The organism is Streptomyces sp. NPDC059524 (genome assembly GCF_042749255.1).
GTDB lineage: Bacteria > Actinomycetota > Actinomycetes > Streptomycetales > Streptomycetaceae > Streptomyces > Streptomyces xanthii.
The window spans coordinates 7405-24690 of the sequence record NZ_JBHYTK010000036.1 but is presented as its reverse complement, the minus strand read 5'-3'; the positions used below and the strand labels follow the sequence as shown (position 1 = coordinate 24690).

Here is a 17286-nt window from a genome sequence, read left to right as displayed (position 1 = left end):
TCCTCGCGGAAGCGGGCCGCACCCGGTGACCGCATCCCCCCGCGTGCGCCCGGAAGCCGTGCAGGCCCCGCAGGACGCGACGCTCGCCAAGGCCGCCGACGAGAACTTTCCGGTGGCCCCCTTCTTCCTGCCCCGCGCCTGGCGCGACGACCTGATGGCCGTCTACGGCTTCGCGCGCCTCGTCGACGACATCGGCGACGGCGACCTCGACCCCGGCGGCGCCGACGCCCGCCACCTCGGCGTGCCACCCGAAAAGGCGCACGACCCGCTGGTGATGCTGGACGCCTTCGAGGCCGACCTCGCGCGCGTCTTCGACGGGACCCCGCACCACCCCCTGCTGCGCGCCCTGCAGCCCACCGTCCGGCGCCGCTCCCTCACCCCCGAGCCCTTCCTCGGCCTCGTGCGGGCCAACCGCCAGGACCAGCTCGTCAGCCGCTACGAGACCTGGGACGAGCTGCTCGCCTACTGCGAGCTGTCCGCGAACCCCGTGGGCCGGCTCGTGCTCGCCATCACCGGCACCGCGACCCCCGAGCGCATCCGCAGGTCCGACGCCGTCTGCACCGGGCTGCAGATCGTCGAGCACCTGCAGGACGTCGCCGAGGACCTCGGCCGCGACCGGATCTACCTGCCGGCCGAGGACATGCGCCGGTTCCACGTCCAGGAGGCGGATCTCGCGGCGCCGAGCGCCGGCGCATCGGTGCGCGCCCTGGTCGCGTACGAGGCGGAACGCGCCCGTGAGCTGCTGAATGAAGGCACCCCCCTGGTGGGTAGCGTCCCCGGCAGGCTGAAGCTGCTGCTGGCCGGGTTCGTGGCCGGGGGGAAGGCGGCGGTGCACGCGATCACCGACGCTTCGTACGACGTCCTGCCCGGACCGCCCAGGCCCAATCGACTCCGTCTGCTGCGCGAGGCGGGAGCGACTCTGCGAGGAGAGGGGTGAGCAAGGCCGTGGAGTCTGACCAGCAGATGTCGGCACCGGTGCTCGCCGCATACAGCTACTGCGAGACCGTCACGGGCCGGCAGGCCCGCAACTTCGCCTACGGCATCCGACTGCTGCCGACCGCGAAGCGCCGCGCCATGTCCGCCGTGTACGCGTTCTCGCGCCGCGTCGACGACATCGGCGACGGCACGCTGGCGCCCGAGGTGAAGGCGCAGCGGCTCGACGAGACCCGGGCCCTGCTCGCCCGGATCCGCGACGGCGAGGTCGCCGAGGACGACACCGACCCGGTGGCCGTCGCGCTCGCGCACGCCGCGCACCGCTTCCCGATCCCGCTCGGCGGGCTCGACGAGCTGATCGACGGCGTCGTCATGGACCTGAACGGCCAGACGTACGAGACCTGGGACGACCTCAAGGTCTACTGCCGCTGCGTCGCCGGGGCGATCGGCCGGGTTTCCCTCGGCGTGTTCGGCACCGAACCGGGGGCGCGCGGAGCCGAGCGGGCGCCCGAGTACGCCGACACGCTCGGTCTCGCGCTCCAGCTCACCAACATCCTCCGGGACGTGCGCGAGGACGCCGCCGACGGGCGCACCTACCTGCCCGCCGACGACCTCGCCAAGTTCGGCTGCTCCGCCGGGTTCGACGGGCCCACCCCGCCGCCCGGCTCGGACTTCGCGGGCCTCGTCCACTTCGAGGTGCGGCGCGCCCGCGCCCTGTTCGCCGAGGGCTACCGGCTGCTGCCCATGCTCGACCGCCGCTCCGGCGCCTGCGTCGCCGCGATGGCCGGCATCTACCGGCGGCTGCTCGACCGCATCGAGCGCGACCCCGAGGGCGTCCTGCGCGGCCGCGTCTCGCTGCCCGGCCGCGAGAAGGCCTACGTCGCCGTGCGCGGCCTGTCCGGACTCGACGCGAGAACCGTCTCGCGCGCCGCCCTGCGGGGGCGCGCCTGATGAGCACTCCGCGACCCGGCACCCGGCCGGCCCCCGGCGCCCCGCGCAAGCGGCGCGCAACCCTCCACCGCGGCCCGGCGTCCCAGCAGGCGACGGTCCGCCGCGCGGACACCGCACCCGCCGCGGCCGTCGAGGGGGAGGGCGCATGAGTGAGACCCACAGGCGCAGCGCGGTCGTCGTCGGCGGCGGACTCGCCGGAGTCACCGCCGCGCTCGCCCTCGCCGACGGCGGCATGGACGTCACGCTCCTCGAAGGGCGCCCCCGGCTCGGCGGGCTCGCCTTCTCCTTCAAGCGCGGCGACCTCACCGTCGACAACGGCCAGCACGTGTACCTGCGCTGCTGCACCGCGTACCGCTGGTTCCTCGACCGCATCGACGCCACCGCGCTCGCGCCGCTCCAGGACCGGCTCGACGTCCCCGTGCTCGACGCCGACCGGAACCGGCTCGGCCGGCTGCGCCGCTCCGGGCTGCCCGTGCCGCTGCACCTCGCGAAGAGCCTCGCCACGTACCCGCACCTGTCCCTGGCCGAGCGGGCCAAGGTCGGCCGTGCCGCGCTCGCCCTCAAGGCCCTCGACCCGCTGGACCCGGCGCTCGACACCCAGGACTTCGGCTCCTGGCTCGCCGCGCACGGCCAGTCGCCGCGCGCCGTCGAGGCGCTCTGGGACCTCGTCGGCGTAGCGACCCTGAACGCGGTGGCGGGCCAGTCCTCGCTCGGCCTCGCCGCGATGGTCTTCAAGACCGGTCTGCTGTCGGAGAACGGCGCCGCAGACATCGGCTGGGCGCGCGTGCCCCTCGGCGAACTCCACGACACCCTGGCCCGCAAGGCGCTGGACGCCGCCGGTGTGCGCATCGCCCTGCGCACCCGTGTCAGCTCCGTCTCCCGCACGCAGGACGGGCGGTGGGCGGTCGCGGTGCCCGAAGGCCCGGACGCCTCGGGCGAGGTCCTCGACGCCGACACCGTCGTGCTCGCCGTGCCCCAGCGCGAAGCCCACGACCTGCTGCCCGACGGCGCACTGGACGCCCCCGAGCGACTGCTCGGCATCGGCACCGCGCCGATCCTCAACCTGCACGTCGTCTACGGCCGCAAGGTGCTCAAGCAGCCCTTCTTCACGGCGCTCGGCTCGCCCGTGCAGTGGGTCTTCGACCGTACCGAGGCCTCCGGGCTCACCGAGGGTCAGTATCTGGCGATCTCGCAGTCCGCCGCCCAGGACGAGATCGACGAACCCGTCGCCGTGCTGCGCGAGCGCTACCTGCCCGAGCTGGAGCGGCTGCTGCCCGCCGCCCGCGGCGCCAAGATCCACGACTTCTTCGTGACCCGGGAGCGGACCGCCACCTTCGCGCCGGCCCCCGGCGTCGGCGCGCTGCGGCCGTCGGCCCGCACCAAGGCCCCCGGCCTCTACCTGGCCGGCGCGTGGACCGCCACCGGGTGGCCCGCGACCATGGAAGGCGCGGTGCGCAGCGGTGTCAGCGCCGCCGACGCGGCCCTCGCCGCCCTCGACCGCCCCCGCGGCCATCTGTTCCGGGAGGCGGCGTGAGCATCGAACTTCCCACGGCGCAAGCGCCGACACCTGTACAACAAGGAGAGACTGTGCCACCTGTGCCCTCGGCCGAAGCGGCTGCCGACGCGGTGGACGTGACCGCGCTTCTGGAGCGCGGCCGAACGCTGGCCACGCCGGTGCTCAAGGCGGCCGTCGAGCGCCTCGCCCCGCCCATGGACACCGTCGCCGCCTACCACTTCGGGTGGATCGACGCCGCGGGCAACCCGTCCGACGGGGACGGCGGCAAGGCCGTGCGCCCCGCACTCGCCGTGCTGTCGGCACAGGCCGCCGGAGCCGCCCCCGAGGTCGGCGTCCCCGGCGCCGTCGCCGTGGAGCTGGTCCACAACTTCTCGCTGCTGCACGACGACCTGATGGACGGCGACGAGCAGCGCCGCCACCGGGACACCGTGTGGAAGGTGCACGGCCCGGCCCAGGCGATCCTCGTCGGCGACGCCCTGTTCGCGCTGGCCAACGAGGTGCTCCTCGAGCTGGAGACCGTCGACGCGGGCCGCGCCACGCGCCGCCTCACCACCGCCTCCCGCGCCCTGATCGACGGTCAGGCGCAGGACATCAGCTACGAGCACCGCGAGCGCGTCACCGTCGAGGAGTGCCTGGAGATGGAGGGCAACAAGACGGGCGCCCTGCTCGCCTGCGCCTCCTCCATCGGCGCGGTCCTCGGCGGCGCCGACGACGCCACCGCCGACGCCCTGGAGAAGTACGGCTACCACCTGGGCCTCGCCTTCCAGGCCGTCGACGACCTGCTCGGCATCTGGGGCGACCCCGAGTCGACCGGCAAGCAGACCTGGAGCGACCTGCGCCAGCGCAAGAAGTCGCTGCCCGTCGTGGCCGCGCTCGGCGCCGGCGGCCCGGCCTCCGAGCGGCTCGGCGAGATCCTCGCCGCCGACGCCAAGAACGTCGACTTCGACACCTTCACCGAGGAGGACTTCGCCGCCCGCGCCGCCCTCATCGAGGAGGCCGGCGGACGCGAGTGGACCGCCGAGGAGGCCCGGCGCCAGCACGCCGTCGCCCTCGAAGCCCTGGACACGGTCCAGATGCCCGCCTCGGTGCGCGCGCAGTTCGCCGCGCTCGCCGACTTCGTCGTCGTACGGAAGAGATGATCGCCATCGGCTCCATATAGCTCGCAGTCGCCGGCCGGTGTTCCACCGGGGCATCGGCCGACGGTTACCCAGCATTCAGCTCCACTGCGTGAAGGGATAGCCATGACAGCGACGACCGACGGAAGCACCGGAGCACCCGCTCCCGAGGCGACCGCGGCCACCACCGCCCCCGCGGGGGCGACGCCCGACGCGGCAGGGGCACGGGCCGCCGCCGGACGAGCCATACAGCGTGCCACCGAGTTCCTGCTCGCCCGGCAGGACGAGCGGGGCTGGTGGAAGGGCGACCTCGACACCAACGTGACGATGGACGCCGAGGACCTGCTGCTCCGCCAGTTCCTCGGCATCCGCGACCGGGCCGTCACCGACGCCGCCGCCCTCTTCATCCGCGGCGAGCAGCGCGAGGACGGCGCCTGGGCCACCTTCTACGGCGGCCCAGGCGACCTCTCCGCCACCGTCGAGGCCTACGTCGCCCTGCGCCTGGCCGGCGACGAGCCGGACGCCCCCCACATGGCCAGAGCGTCCGCGTGGGTCCGCGAGCGCGGCGGCATCGCGGCCAGCCGCGTCTTCACCCGCATCTGGCTGGCCCTGTTCGGCTGGTGGAAGTGGGACGACCTGCCCGAACTCCCGCCCGAGCTCATCTACTTCCCGAAGTGGATGCCGCTCAACATCTACGACTTCGGCTGCTGGGCCCGGCAGACCATCGTGCCGCTCACCATCGTGTCCGCGAAGCGTCCGGTGCGGCCCGCGCCCTTCCCGCTCGACGAGCTGCACACCGACCCCCGCAACCCGAACCCCCGCAGGCCCCTGGCGCCCGTGGCCAGTTGGGACGGCGCCTTCCAGCGTCTTGACCAGCTCATGCACGGTTACCGGAAGGTGGCCCTCAAGCCGCTGCGCAAGGCCGCGATGAACACGGCGGCCCGCTGGATCATCGAGCGGCAGGAGAACGACGGCTGCTGGGGCGGCATCCAGCCCCCGGCCGTCTACTCCGTCATCGCCCTGCACCTGCTCGGCTACGACCTCGACCACCCCGTCCTCAGGGCCGGCCTGGAGTCCCTGGACCGGTTCGCGGTGTGGCGCGAGGACGGGGCCCGGATGATCGAGGCCTGCCAGTCGCCCGTGTGGGACACCTGCCTGGCGACCATCGCGCTCGCCGACGCGGGACTGCCCGCCGACCATCCGGCGCTCGTCAAGGCCGCCGGCTGGATGCTCGACGAACAGATCGACCGGCCCGGAGACTGGTCGGTGCGAAGGCCCCGACTGGAGCCCGGCGGCTGGGCGTTCGAGTTCCACAACGACAACTACCCCGACATCGACGACACCGCCGAGGTCGTCCTCGCCCTGCGCCGGGTGAACCACCCCGACCGGCCGCGCCTGGAGAAGGCGATCGAGCGCGGCGTGCGCTGGAACCTGGGCATGCAGTCGAAGAACGGCGCGTGGGGCGCCTTCGACGTCGACAACACCAGCCCGTTCCCCAACCGGCTGCCGTTCTGCGACTTCGGCGAGGTCATCGACCCGCCGTCCGCCGACGTCACCGCGCACGTCGTCGAGATGCTCGCCGTCGAAGGCCGCACCCGGGACCCGCGCACCCGCCGCGGCATCCAGTGGCTCCTCGCCGAACAGGAGGCGAACGGCGCCTGGTTCGGCCGCTGGGGCGTCAACTACGTCTACGGCACCGGGTCCGTCGTGCCCGCCCTCGTCGCCGCGGGTCTGCCGAAGACGCACCCCGCGATCCGCCGCGCGGTCGCCTGGCTGGAGTCGGTGCAGAACGAGGACGGCGGCTGGGGCGAGGACCTGCGTTCGTACCGTTACGAGGACTGGAAGGGCCACGGCGTCTCCACCGCCTCGCAGACCGGCTGGGCGCTCCTCGCGCTCCTCGCGGCCGGTGAGCGGGACTCCAAGGCCGCCGAGCGCGGCGTCGCGTTCCTCGCCGACACCCAGACGGAGGACGGCACCTGGGACGAGCCGTACTTCACCGGCACCGGCTTCCCCTGGGACTTCTCCATCAACTACCACCTGTACCGGCAGGTCTTCCCGCTGACCGCGCTGGGCCGGTACGTCAACGGGGAACCGTTCACGGACCGCGCCGCGGCCCCGGCCGAGGGGAGCTGATGACCGAGGACCCGGCGGCCGCACGCCCGCCGGACACCGTGCCGCTGCTCATCGCCTGCGCGCTGGGCATCGAGCACCTCGCCCTGCGCACCGGCGGCGCCCGGATCCCGGCCACGGTCCTGCGCACCGGCATGGGCCCCCGGGCCGCCGAACGCGCCACCGGCAGGGCGCTCGCGGGCCCGGACCTGCGCGAGGCCGCCGTGCTCGCCACCGGGTTCTGCGCGGGGCTCGCCCCCGGCATGCACCCCGGCGACCTCGTCGTCGCCGAGGAGACCCGGGACCCGTACGGCAGCACGGCCTGTGTGGGTACCGAGCTGCTGGTGAAAGAGCTGGTCAGGGCCGTGCCCGGGCGGACCGTGCACACGGGGCCGCTGATCGGCTCCGACCATGTGGTGCGCGGCCCCGAGCGCGGAGACCTGCTGGCCACCGGCGCGATCGCCGTCGACATGGAGTCCGCGGCCACGCTGCGCACGGCGGCCGCGACCGGGCCCGCGGAGGGCCGCCCGGTTGCGGCCGTCCGGGTGGTCGTGGACTCTCCAGAACATGAACTCGTCCGGATCGGCACGCTTCGCGGTGGACTATCGGCTTTCCGTGTCCTTCGTGCCGTTCTTCCCGCTTTTTTCGAATGGCACCGTTCTTTGTTGCTCCCCCGGAGGTGAGCCAGATGGCCATGCCGCTCCGTCAGTCCATCAAGGTTGCGACGTATCTCGCTGAACAGAAGATCCGCAAGCGGGACAAGTTCCCGCTCATCGTCGAGCTGGAACCCCTCTTCGCGTGCAACCTCAAGTGCGAGGGCTGCGGCAAGATCCAGCACCCGGCCGGTGTGCTCAAGCAGCGCATGCCGGTGGCGCAGGCCGTCGGCGCGGTCCTGGAGTCCGGTGCCCCGATGGTCTCCATCGCCGGTGGCGAACCCCTGATGCACCCTCAGATCGACGAGATCGTGCGCCAGTTGGTGGCCAAGAAGAAGTACGTCTTCCTGTGCACCAACGCGATGCTGCTGCGCAAGAAGATCGACAAGTTCACGCCCTCGCCCTACTTCGCGTTCGCCGTGCACATCGACGGGCTCCGGGAGCGCCACGACGAGTCCGTGGCCAAGGAGGGTGTCTTCGACGAGGCCGTCGAGGCGATCAAGGAGGCCAAGCGGCGCGGCTTCCGGGTCACCACGAACTCGACCTTCTTCAACACGGACACCCCGCAGACCATCATCGAGGTGCTCAACTTCCTCAACGACGACCTCAAGGTCGACGAGATGATGATCTCGCCCGCCTACGCCTACGAGAAGGCTCCCGACCAGGAGCACTTCCTCGGCGTCGCGCAGACCCGCGAACTGTTCAAGAAGGCCTTCGCGGGCGGCAACCGGCGCCGCTGGCGGCTCAACCACTCGCCCCTGTTCCTCGACTTCCTCGAGGGCAAGGTCGACTTCCCGTGCACCGCGTGGGCGATCCCGAACTACTCCCTGTTCGGCTGGCAGAAGCCCTGCTACCTGATGAGCGACGGCTACGTGCCCACGTACCGCGAGCTCATCGAGAAGACCGACTGGGACGCGTACGGACGCGGCAAGGACCCGCGCTGCGCCAACTGCATGGCGCACTGCGGCTACGAGCCGACCGCGGTCCTCGCGACGATGGGCTCGCTGAAGGAGTCCCTGCGCGCGATGACCGAGACCGTCGCCGGGAACCGTGGGTGACGGCGCCGTGAGCACCGGAGAGCCCGTCTCACTGGGCCTCCCCGAGGTACCGGCCCGACCGGTCGCCGAGCGGCGCGTGAGCCGCCGGATCCAGGTCGGGTCGGTGGCCGTGGGAGGCGGCGCACCCGTGTCCGTGCAGTCGATGACGACGACCCGGACCTCGGACGTCGGGGCCACGCTGCAGCAGATCGCCGAACTGACCGCCGCCGGCTGTCAGATCGTGCGCGTCGCGTGCCCCACTCAGGACGACGCGGACGCGCTCGCGACCATCGCGCGCAAGTCGCAGATCCCCGTGATCGCGGACATCCACTTCCAGCCGAAGTACGTGTTCGCCGCGATCGACGCCGGATGTGCGGCGGTCCGCGTCAACCCCGGCAACATCAAGAAGTTCGACGACCAGGTCAAGCAGATCGCACGCGCCGCCTCGGAGGCCGGCACGCCGATCCGGATCGGCGTGAACGCGGGCTCTTTGGACCGCCGCCTGCTCCAGAAGTACGGCAGGGCGACGCCCGAGGCGCTCGTCGAGTCGGCGCTGTGCGAGGCGTCCCTGTTCGAGGAGCACGGCTTCCGCGACCTGAAGATCTCGGTGAAGCACAACGACCCGGTCGTCATGGTCAACGCCTACCGGCAGCTGGCGGCCTCCTGCGACTACCCGCTCCACCTCGGCGTGACCGAGGCGGGACCGGCGTTCCAGGGCACCATCAAGTCGGCCGTCGCGTTCGGAGCGCTGCTGAGCGAGGGCATCGGCGACACCATCCGGGTCTCGCTGAGCGCGCCGCCGGTCGAGGAGATCAAGGTCGGCAGCCAGATCCTGGAGTCGCTCGGGCTGCGCCCGCGCCGCCTGGAGATCGTCTCCTGCCCCTCCTGCGGCCGCGCCCAGGTCGACGTGTACAAGCTCGCCGACGAGGTGACCGCCGGGCTCGACGGCATGGAGGTCCCCCTGCGGGTGGCCGTCATGGGCTGCGTCGTGAACGGGCCGGGCGAGGCCCGCGAGGCGGACCTGGGAGTCGCGTCCGGCAACGGCAAGGGACAGATCTTCGTCAAGGGCGAGGTCGTCCGGACGGTCCCCGAGTCGAAGATCGTCGAGACGCTCATCGACGAGGCGATGAAGATCGCCGAACAGATGGAGAAGGACGGCGTCGCGTCGGGCCCGCCCGACGTCACCGTGAGCTGAGGTCTTGAGTACGGACGGGAAGGGGGCTCGAGCGTGACGATTCTGGAGAACATCAGGGGACCGCGCGACCTGAAGGCGCTGAGCGAGGAGGAACTCGACGAACTGGCCGCAGAGATCAGGGAGTTCCTGATCCACGCGGTCGCGAGAACCGGCGGGCATCTGGGACCCAACCTGGGCGTGGTGGAGCTCACCGTCGCCCTGCACCGGGTCTTCGAGTCGCCCGTCGACAAACTCGTGTGGGACACCGGACACCAGAGTTACGTCCACAAGATCCTGACGGGCCGCAAGGACTTCTCCAAGCTGCGCGGCAAGGGCGGCCTGTCCGGCTACCCGTCCCGCGAGGAGTCCGAGCACGACATCGTCGAGAACTCGCACGCCTCGACCGCGCTCGGCTGGGCCGACGGCCTGGCCAAGGCGCGGCAGGTCCAGGGCGAGCACGGGCACGTCGTCGCCGTCATCGGTGACGGCGCGCTGACCGGCGGCATGGCCTGGGAGGCGCTGAACAACATCGCCGCCGCCAAGGACCGCCCGCTGATCATCGTCGTCAACGACAACGAGCGCTCCTACGCGCCCACCATCGGCGGCCTCGCCAACCACCTCGCGACCCTGCGGACCACCGACTCGTACGAGAAGGTCCTCGCCTGGGGCAAGGACGTGCTGCTGCGCACGCCCGTCGTCGGGCACACCGTGTACGAGTCGCTGCACGGCGCGAAGAAGGGCTTCAAGGACGCGTTCGCGCCGCAGGGCATGTTCGAGGACCTGGGCCTGAAGTACGTGGGGCCGATCGACGGGCACGACGTGGGCGCCGTCGAGTCCGCGCTGCGCCGCGCGAAGCGTTTCCACGGGCCGGTCCTCGTGCACTGCCTCACGGAGAAGGGCCGCGGCTACGAGCCGGCGCTCGCCGACGAGGCCGACCGCTTCCACACCGTCGGCGTCATGGACCCGCTGACCTGCGAACCGCTCGCCCCCTCCAACGGCCCGTCCTGGACCTCGGTGTTCGGCGACGAGATCGCCCGGATCGGCAAGGAGCGCGAGGACGTCGTCGCGATCACCGCGGCGATGCTGCACCCCGTCGGCCTGACCAAGTTCGCCGAGCAGTTCCCCGACCGGGTCTGGGACGTGGGCATCGCCGAGCAGCACGCCGCCGTCTCGGCCGCCGGGCTCGCCACGGGAGGGCTGCACCCCGTCGTCGCCGTCTACGCGACGTTCCTCAACCGGGCCTTCGACCAGGTCCTCATGGACGTGGCCCTGCACAAGTGCGGGGTGACGTTCGTGCTCGACCGGGCCGGTGTCACCGGTGTGGACGGCCCCTCGCACAACGGCATGTGGGACATGTCGATGCTCCAGGTCGTGCCCGGCCTCCGGATCGCCGCGCCGCGCGACGCCGACCAGCTGCGCGCCCAGCTGCGCGAGGCGGTCGCCGTGGACGACGCGCCGACCGTGCTGCGCTTCCCGAAGGAGTCGGTGGGCCCGTCGGTGCCGGCCGTCGACCGGATCGGCGGCCTCGACGTCCTGAGCCGGGACACGGAGGCGCGCGTGCTGCTCGTCTCCGTGGGCGTCATGGCGCCGGTCTGCCTCCAGACGGCGGACCTCCTCCGGGCGCGCGGCGTCGGCTGCACGGTCGTGGACCCGCGCTGGGTCAAGCCCGTCGATCCCGACCTCGCCCCGCTGGCGGCGGAGCACGACCTGGTCGCCGTCGTGGAGGACAACAGCCGCAGCGCGGGCGTCGGCGCGGCGATCGCGCTCGCGCTCGGGGACGCCGAGGTCGACGTGCCCGTACGGCGGTTCGGGATCCCCGAGCAGTTCCTGGCCCACGCCAAACGCGGCGAGGTGCTGGCCGACATCGGTCTGACCCCCGTCGAGATCGCGGGCCGGATCGGTACGAGTCTCGGCCTCAAGGCCGGCAAGGAGAACGACGCATGAGCAAGGAGTTCGACCTCGGCACGCTGCTCGCCGAGCGCGGCGCCGAACGGTACGAGCTGCACGCCAGGTACCTCAACCACCAGCTGCCGAAGATGCTCCACACCATCGGCTTCGACAAGGTCTACGAGCGGGCCGAGGGAGCGCACTTCTGGGACGCCGAGGGCCACGACTACCTGGACATGCTCGCCGGGTTCGGCGTCATGGGCCTCGGCCGCCACCACCCCGTGGTGCGCAAGGCGCTGCACGACGTGCTCGACGCCTCGCTCGCCGACCTCACCCGGTTCGACTGCCAGCCGCTGCCGGGGCTGCTGGCCGAGAAGCTGATCGCGCACAGCCCGCACCTGGACCGGGTGTTCTTCGGCAACAGCGGCACCGAGGCCGTCGAGACCGCCCTGAAGTTCGCCCGGTACGCGACCGGCAAGCCGCGCGTCCTGTACTGCGCGCACGCCTTCCACGGCCTGACGACGGGCTCCCTCTCGGTCAACGGGGAGGACGGCTTCCGCGACGGCTTCGCCCCGCTGCTGCCCGACACCGCCGTCCCGCTCGGCGATCTCGACGCCCTGGCCCGGGAGTTGAAGCAGGGGGACGTCGCCGCCCTCATCGTCGAGCCGATCCAGGGCAAGGGCGTGCACGAGGCGCCGCCCGGCTATCTGCGCGCCGCCCAGGAACTGCTGCACAAGCACAAGGCGCTGCTCATCGCCGACGAGGTGCAGACCGGCCTCGGCCGCACCGGCGACTTCTACGCGTACCAGCACGAGGACGGGGTCGAGCCGGACCTGGTGTGCGTCGCGAAGGCGCTGTCGGGCGGCTATGTGCCGGTCGGCGCGACGCTGGGCAAGGACTGGATCTTCAAGAAGGTCTACTCGTCCATGGACCGGGTCCTCGTCCACTCGGCGAGCTTCGGCTCCAACGCGCAGGCGATGGCCGCCGGGCTCGCCGTCCTGTCCGTCATGGAGGACGACCAGATCGTCGCGAACGCCCGCGCCATGGGCGGCCTGCTGTCCTCCCGGCTGGCCGCGCTGACCGACCGCTACGAGCTGCTCAGCGACGTGCGCGGGCGCGGCCTGATGATCGGCATCGAGTTCGGCCGGCCCAAGTCCCTGAAGCTGCGCAGCCGCTGGACCATGCTGCAGGCCGCCCGCAAGGGCCTGTTCGCGCAGATGGTCGTGGTGCCGCTGCTCCAGAAGCACCGGATCCTCACCCAGGTCTCCGGGGACCATCTGGAGGTCATCAAGCTGATCCCGCCGTTGGTCGTCGACGAGGCGGACGTCGAGCGGTTCGTCGAGGCGTTCACCGCCGTCATGGACGACGCGCACAGCGGGGGCGGGCTGATGTGGGACTTCAGCAAGACCCTGATCAAGCAGGCGGTGGCCAATCGGTGACCGGAGGCGGGTGACCGGGAGCAGGGACCGGCAGGGAGCGACGGGCGGCCGGTGACCGGAAACCGCGGGAAATTTTGCCTCTGAGGCAAGCAATTTGCCGGAGAGGCAGGCTTCTGGCTGAATCGTCAGCATGAGCCCTGCCTCCCCGGAGGGTACTCCGGAACCGCCGGAGCTGCCCGCCGTCGCACCCCAGTTGCGTGCCCTGCGCCGCCGCGCCTCCCTCACCCTGGAGGCCGCCGCCGGCTCCGCCGGTCTGTCCCCGGCCCATCTGTCCCGCCTGGAGACCGGGCAGCGCCAGCCCTCGCTGCCGATGCTGCTCGGACTCGCCCGGATCTACGGCACCACGGTCTCCGAGCTGCTCGGTGAGACCCCGGCCGACCGCGACGCCGTCGTCCGGTCCGCCGCCATGGAGCCCACCGAGGCCGGCGGCTGGACCTACTTCCAGGCCGGTTCCCCCGGCCGCGCCATGCAGTCGCTGCGCGTCCACGTCCCGTACGGGACCCAGGGCGACATCGTGCGGGTGCACCCGGGGGAGGAGTGGCTGTACGTCCTGGAGGGGCGGCTCAAGCTGCGCCTCGGCGACACCTCGTACCGCCTGGAGCCGGGCGACAGTGCCCACTTCGACTCGCTCACCCCGCACCGCATCGCCGCGGCGGACCGGTCCGGGGCTGAGCTGCTCTTCGTCCACACCCTGCTGCAGAGTCCGACCGCCGCCCTGTGCCTCGGCCCGGCGTCGGCTCCGATCCGAGAGGTCTGAGAGGCCCGACATGAGTGACGCGACCGAGCCCACCGACGCCCCCAAGCCCGCCGCCCGCAACATCGAGGACAAGATGCCGCGCGGCATCCTGGTGCGCGTCCTCCTCTACGTCTTCGCGGGGCACGCCTTCGCCGGGTTCATCTACCTGCTCTTCACCCTGGGCGCGAACCGGTAGCCGCAGCCGTCAGACGAGCAGGCGCTCGCGCAGCCGGTCCCGGTCGGCCGCGGTGAGCCCGAGACCCTCCGCGAAGTAGCGCTCCGTGCCGCCCCAGTGCTGCTCGATGGTCTCGAAGGCGGCGCGCAGGTACTCGGCGCGCGCGTCGAACAGCGGGCTGAGCAGCTCCATGACCTCGGGGGAGTAGGCGTCCGGGGACGTGGAGCTGCGGTGCACCTTGTAGCGGCGGTGCTTCGCGTTCGACTCCAGGTAGTCCGCCTCGATGGCCTCGCGCTCGACGCCGACCGCGAGCAGTGTCACGGCGATCGACAGACCGGCCCGGTCCTTGCCCGCCGCACAGTGCATCAGCGCGGGCACGCTGTCCTCGGCGACGGCGCGCAGCACCCGGCCGTGCTCGGCCGTGCGGTCCGTGATGATCGACCGGTACGAGTTGATCATGCGGTCCGCGGCGCGGCCCCCGGAGAGGAGCGACCGGAGCTGGTCCATGTCGCCGTCGCGGACCATCTTCCAGAACTCGGAGCCGTCCGCCGGGTCGGACAGCGGCAGGTTCACATTGCGCACGCCGGGCAGCGCGACGTCCGCGCCCTCCAGCTTCTGGTCCGCCGCGTTGCGGAAGTCGAAGATCGTGTGCAGGCCGAGCCCGGAGAGGAACGCCGCGTCCTCGGCCGTGGCGTGGGCGAGGTGTCCGCTGCGGAAAAGCACGCCGGGGCGCACGCGCCGGCCGTCCACGGTGGGGAGGCCGCCCACGTCGCGGAAGTTGCGCACTCCGGTCAGCTCGGGCTCGGTGGACGGGGCGTGCTGCGTCACGGGTGCTCCTCCCGGTCGGGTCACCGGCGCTGCTCGCCGGCGGGCGCGCTCCCGACGATACGACATGGATTTAGAGGGCAACCATGTGTCCGTTTTGGCCTATACGTCATTAACTGTCCGCAGATTTGCGGACGTTGTCGCCCGTCGCGTGAGCAGCGTCATATCCGTGACGGTCCGTGGCGGATCTTCCGGACGGCTTTCCCGGGAATTCCTTAGGGTAAGGCGCCGGTAAAGCGGGCGGGATAGACGCAGGGTGACGCAGGAAAGGCGTGAACGATCAAGAAAAGGCAGGTCAGAGGGAATTCGGAACTTGTCGCTTCGTTTCCTGCTGCCCTACGGTCACGTCTCATTCCGGTCGGAACGCCTAGTCCTGCCGCCGCCCGGATTCCTCACTACGACCCGTGACGGCAGGAGCGGGGGACCCACAGGCAAGAACGCCGCCCGGGAATTCCCCACAGCGGCTCGGGGTGAAGTCGTGTCCCTGTCAGGAATGGCAAGGGTGCGGCCGGACATCTCCCGTCCGAACCCGACAGCTCACCTCGCAGGCGACGGAGAGGAATCTCGTCATGCCCGCACAGGGTAAGCACCGCCGCCCGAAGTCCTTCCGTCTCGGCCGCGCCGCCGCCGTCGCCACCGTCGGTGGTGCCGCGCTCGCGCTGCCGCTGATCGGCGCCACCGGTGCGCAGGCCGCCACCGCCCAGACCTACACGGTCAAGGCCGGCGACACGCTCTCCAAGATCGCCAAGGCGGAGAACGTCGAGGGCGGCTGGAAGAAGCTCTACGCGGACAACAAGTCCGTGATCGGCTCCGACGCCGGCCTGATCAAGCCCGGCGAGAAGCTCACCCTCGGCGGCGCCGCGAAGACCACGGCCACCCAGGCGAGCACCTCCACCGCCGCCTACGTGAAGCCGGTCGACGCCACCGAGGGCACGCCGTACCACCAGAACGGCAGCATGTGGTCCAGCGGCTACCACACCGGCACCGACTTCGTCGTGCCCACCGGCACCCCGATCAAGGCCATCGCCGCGGGCACCGTCGTCTCCGCCGGCAACGGCGGCGCGTACGGCAACCAGGTCGTCATCCAGCACGCCGACGGCCACTACTCGCAGTACGCCCACCTGTCGCAGCTCGGCGTCTCGGCCGGCCAGGCCGTCTCCGCCGGCACGCAGATCGGCCTCTCCGGCGCGACCGGCAACGTGACCGGCCCGCACCTGCACTTCGAGATCCGCACCACCCCGAACTACGGCTCGGACGTCGACCCGGTCGCGTACCTGCGCGCGCACGGCGTCTCCATCTGACCCACGCGCATGATCCACACTCGGCGCCCGGATATTCCCCGGGCGCCGAGTGCTGTATCTCACCACTCGTCAACCCCTGGCTACGGTCGCGTAGGTCACAGGTCAGGGTGAAGGATGTGTGGTCGTGGCAAACGAATCGAGATCACTCAGCGGCGGCACGATTCGGTCCTATGCGGCGGTGGGGGACAGCTTCACCGAAGGCGTCGGGGACCCCGGGCCCGACGGCAGCTTCGTGGGCTGGGCCGACCGGCTCGCCGTCCTCCTCGACGACCGGGTCCCCGAGGACACGTTCCAGTACGCGAACCTGGCCGTGCGCGGCAAGCTCATCGACCAGATCGTCGAGCACCAGCTCCCCAAGGCCCTGGAGCTCGCCCCCGACCTGGTGAGCCTGGTCGCCGGCGGCAACGACATCATCCGTCCCGGCACCGACCCGGACGACGTGGCCGAGCGCTTCGAGAAGGCCGTGGCCCGGCTTTCCGAGGCCGCCGGGACCGTCCTCGTCGCCACCGGCTTCGACACCCGCGACGTGGCCGTCCTCAAGCATCTGCGCGGCAAGATCGCCACGTACAACATGCACGTGCGCGCCATCGCCGACCGGTACGGCTGCCCGGTGCTCGACCTGTGGTCCCTGCGCTCCGTGCAGGACCGCCGGGCCTGGGACGACGACCGGCTGCACCTCTCGCCCGAGGGGCACACCCGCGTCGCCCTGCGCGCCGGGCAGGTCCTCGGCGTGGACGTGCCCGCCGACCCCGAGCAGGCCTGGCCCCCGCTGCCGCCCCGCGGCACCTTCGAGGTGCGGCGCGACGACATCCACTGGGCCCGCGAGTTCCTCGTGCCCTGGATCGGCCGCCGTCTGCGCGGCGAGTCCTCCGGCGATCGCGTCGAGGCCAAGGGCATCCTCGACCCGCACGCCATCAAGGCCCACCTGGAGTCGGCTTCCTGACCCTGCGAGGTCCCGGACCTCTGCCGGCCGGGTCAGCGCGCCCGGCGTCGCGCCGCGACGGCGAGCAGCACGACGGGTGCCATGGCGACCAGCCGGCAGAGGTCCGAGACGAACCACGGTGCGCCGAGGGCTCGGGGGAGCCAGAGCAGGAAGAAAGCCCAGCCGAGCATGAACGGCAGGAGGACGCGGTACAGGCCGTGCCTGACGCGGGCCTCGGGCGGCCCGTCGGGTTGAGTGCGCAGCCCGACCGCTGCCGTGATCAGGAAGGCGGCGCCCGCGCCGCTGATTGCCCACTCCGCCCAGCCCCAGTTCAATGCTCCCCCTGACGTGAGCCGTGACGGCCCCCTGGGCCCGCCTCGGGTCGCCGTTTCGTGAGCGGTGGGGGGCCGGGGGGGGGGGGGGGCCCGTGAGGGCGGGGGCGGCCCGGGGCCCAGCCCCCCGGGCCCCCGCCCGAGCCCGGGCCCGGGCGCGGGCCCCCCCCCCCGCGCACCC

General features: G+C 72.0%; 17 protein-coding genes and 1 riboswitch. Of the genes, 15 read left to right on the top strand and 2 right to left on the bottom strand.

What is annotated here, in order from left to right; all coding sequences use genetic code 11:
- Positions 1–25 precede the first annotated feature (25 nt).
- The 13 genes from hpnC (at position 26) to ACFW9D_RS13255 (ending at position 13746) form a co-directional block, all read left to right on the top strand.
- Positions 26–937, top strand: coding sequence for a squalene synthase HpnC (gene hpnC, locus ACFW9D_RS13315; protein WP_384621237.1), 912 nt, complete (start codon positions 26–28; stop codon positions 935–937).
- A complete protein-coding gene (gene hpnD, locus ACFW9D_RS13310) occupies positions 934–1884 on the top strand; it encodes a presqualene diphosphate synthase HpnD (protein WP_384621234.1) in 951 nt (316 codons plus the stop codon). Before hpnC ends, hpnD begins: the two co-directional genes overlap by 4 nt.
- On the top strand, positions 1884–2033 hold the full coding sequence (locus ACFW9D_RS13305; protein ID WP_384621231.1) for a hypothetical protein: 150 nt from the start codon (positions 1884–1886) through the stop codon (positions 2031–2033). Before hpnD ends, ACFW9D_RS13305 begins: the two co-directional genes overlap by 1 nt.
- On the top strand, positions 2030–3418 hold the full coding sequence (gene hpnE / locus ACFW9D_RS13300) for a hydroxysqualene dehydroxylase HpnE (RefSeq protein ID WP_384621228.1): 1389 nt from the start codon (positions 2030–2032) through the stop codon (positions 3416–3418). The genes ACFW9D_RS13305 and hpnE overlap by 4 nt, the downstream gene beginning before the upstream one ends.
- A gap of 53 nt (positions 3419–3471) precedes the next feature.
- Positions 3472–4539, top strand: coding sequence for a polyprenyl synthetase family protein (locus tag ACFW9D_RS13295; protein WP_384621226.1), 1068 nt, complete (start codon positions 3472–3474; stop codon positions 4537–4539).
- Between the two features lie 102 nt (positions 4540–4641).
- Positions 4642–6648 carry a squalene--hopene cyclase gene (gene shc / locus ACFW9D_RS13290; RefSeq protein WP_384621223.1) on the top strand — a complete coding sequence of 669 codons (2007 nt, stop codon included), beginning with the start codon at positions 4642–4644 and terminating at the stop codon, positions 6646–6648.
- Complete coding sequence (locus ACFW9D_RS13285; protein WP_384621220.1) at positions 6648–7307, top strand: 1-hydroxy-2-methyl-2-butenyl 4-diphosphate reductase; 660 nt, start codon at positions 6648–6650, stop codon at positions 7305–7307. The genes shc and ACFW9D_RS13285 overlap by 1 nt, the downstream gene beginning before the upstream one ends.
- Before the next feature lie 5 nt (positions 7308–7312).
- Complete coding sequence (gene hpnH, locus ACFW9D_RS13280; RefSeq protein ID WP_188335851.1) at positions 7313–8335, top strand: adenosyl-hopene transferase HpnH; 1023 nt, start codon at positions 7313–7315, stop codon at positions 8333–8335.
- 7 nt (positions 8336–8342) lie between these two features.
- The gene (gene ispG, locus ACFW9D_RS13275) at positions 8343–9509 is read left to right on the top strand and encodes a flavodoxin-dependent (E)-4-hydroxy-3-methylbut-2-enyl-diphosphate synthase (RefSeq protein WP_384621216.1); all 1167 of its coding nucleotides are present in this window, start codon (positions 8343–8345) and stop codon (positions 9507–9509) included.
- Positions 9510–9542: 33 nt separating this feature from the next.
- Positions 9543–11432, top strand: a complete 1890-nt coding sequence (dxs, locus tag ACFW9D_RS13270; RefSeq protein ID WP_384621213.1) for a 1-deoxy-D-xylulose-5-phosphate synthase — start codon at positions 9543–9545, stop codon at positions 11430–11432.
- Entirely contained in the window at positions 11429–12814 is a 1386-nt protein-coding gene (locus tag ACFW9D_RS13265; protein WP_384621210.1) for an aspartate aminotransferase family protein, read from the top strand. The genes dxs and ACFW9D_RS13265 overlap by 4 nt, the downstream gene beginning before the upstream one ends.
- 130 nt (positions 12815–12944) lie before the next feature.
- Complete coding sequence (locus ACFW9D_RS13260; RefSeq protein ID WP_188335847.1) at positions 12945–13571, top strand: helix-turn-helix domain-containing protein; 627 nt, start codon at positions 12945–12947, stop codon at positions 13569–13571.
- A gap of 10 nt (positions 13572–13581) precedes the next feature.
- Positions 13582–13746 (top strand): DUF6126 family protein, encoded by a 165-nt coding sequence (locus ACFW9D_RS13255; protein ID WP_188335846.1) that lies wholly within the window; start codon positions 13582–13584, stop codon positions 13744–13746.
- A gap of 9 nt (positions 13747–13755) precedes the next feature.
- Here the strand turns inward: ACFW9D_RS13255 and ACFW9D_RS13250 are convergent, their stop codons facing one another.
- Positions 13756–14553, bottom strand: coding sequence for a tyrosine-protein phosphatase (locus ACFW9D_RS13250; RefSeq protein ID WP_384621207.1), 798 nt, complete (start codon positions 14551–14553; stop codon positions 13756–13758).
- Positions 14554–14933: 380 nt separating this feature from the next.
- A riboswitch (cyclic di-AMP (ydaO/yuaA leader) is annotated at positions 14934–15114 on the top strand.
- A 5-nt stretch (positions 15115–15119) separates the two neighbouring features.
- Between ACFW9D_RS13250 and ACFW9D_RS13245 the strand changes: the two genes are divergently transcribed.
- Complete coding sequence (locus ACFW9D_RS13245; RefSeq protein ID WP_188335844.1) at positions 15120–15851, top strand: LysM peptidoglycan-binding domain-containing M23 family metallopeptidase; 732 nt, start codon at positions 15120–15122, stop codon at positions 15849–15851.
- Between the two features lie 124 nt (positions 15852–15975).
- Positions 15976–16794: an SGNH/GDSL hydrolase family protein gene (locus ACFW9D_RS13240; RefSeq protein WP_188335843.1), complete on the top strand. Its 819-nt coding sequence runs from the start codon at positions 15976–15978 to the stop codon at positions 16792–16794.
- 32 nt (positions 16795–16826) lie between these two features.
- On the opposite strand, the gene ACFW9D_RS13235 is transcribed toward ACFW9D_RS13240, so the two are convergent.
- Positions 16827–17108: a hypothetical protein gene (locus tag ACFW9D_RS13235; protein ID WP_384621203.1), complete on the bottom strand. Its 282-nt coding sequence runs from the start codon at positions 17106–17108 to the stop codon at positions 16827–16829.
- Positions 17109–17286 lie beyond the last annotated feature (178 nt).